Source organism: Hoylesella buccalis ATCC 35310 (assembly GCF_000177075.1).
Taxonomy (GTDB): Bacteria; Bacteroidota; Bacteroidia; order Bacteroidales; family Bacteroidaceae; genus Prevotella; species Prevotella buccalis.
Map to the genome: position 1 here is coordinate 1 of NZ_ADEG01000014.1, position 979 is coordinate 979.

Here is a 979-nt window from a genome sequence, read left to right on the forward strand (position 1 = left end):
GCGAGAGTACAGTGTTTCCGACATTCATATCCTGTGCTATCTTATATATGAGACAGTACAAAGATAAGAAATCAAATCGGAAAATTTTTAAATCGATGTATCTCATTGAATATTAACGAAATAAATGATAGTCTGGAAATTTTAACCGGACACTAGTGTTATCTGATATTTTATTATACCATGATGATACTTGATTTTACCTTGCTAAAACTTCCATATTAAACTATTGGAATTAATAGACCCCATATAATTAATATACAGTATCATCAAATTCAACCATATTCAAAATAATGTCCTTCTGTATTAAAGCGAAGTAAAAAATCCTCTAACGAGTTTGCAATCTTTCTTTCGAAAAAATAAATGGCATTTTGACTACCTATTGCTTTTTTATCAATATGTAGATAAGTTCCTTCACACAATTCATAAAAAATATACTTGTTTCGAAAAATAGAACTATTATACAATTCCATATCTGGATCATACTTATAATAGTCCTGTCTAAGATTAATTTGTTTAAAACTAATTGCATCTAATAGCCTATCACTATTATCCTTATTATTTTGGAAAAAGAAACCATAACCTATATGTCTATAAAAAAAATCCAACTCGAAAGGTATTTCTATTTCTTTCTTCACTAATTCAATTTCAGAATCAGAAATAGGAAAGAAATGATGTTTGAAATTTTTATATATTTCTTTTTTCCTATCATTTTCATTTGGCAATACATATTTTTTTAACTGCTTATAAATCATAACTCTAATCATTTAAATAAATATCTTGCTGGTGAATCTTTACCATGAATTAATCTCTGATGCTCTTGTGGTTTCGCAGCAGGATGAATATTCCACCACTCATTATCGCCACCATATTTGTTTTCTATAACCTTAATTCCGCAACACGATTATAAATTAAACTTTTTAAGTACCTGAGCAACAAAAAGTTGCTCGGGATTTTGCTATGTCAGAATTTTCACTTATTT

1 protein-coding gene is annotated in these 979 nt (G+C 28.0%); it reads right to left on the minus strand.

The features are described 5' to 3' along the window. Positions 1-272: 272 nt before the first annotated feature. Positions 273-752 carry an SMI1/KNR4 family protein gene (locus HMPREF0650_RS01235; protein WP_004347660.1) on the minus strand — a complete coding sequence of 160 codons (480 nt, stop codon included), beginning with the start codon at positions 750-752 and terminating at the stop codon, positions 273-275. Between the last annotated feature and the right edge of the window lie 227 nt (positions 753-979).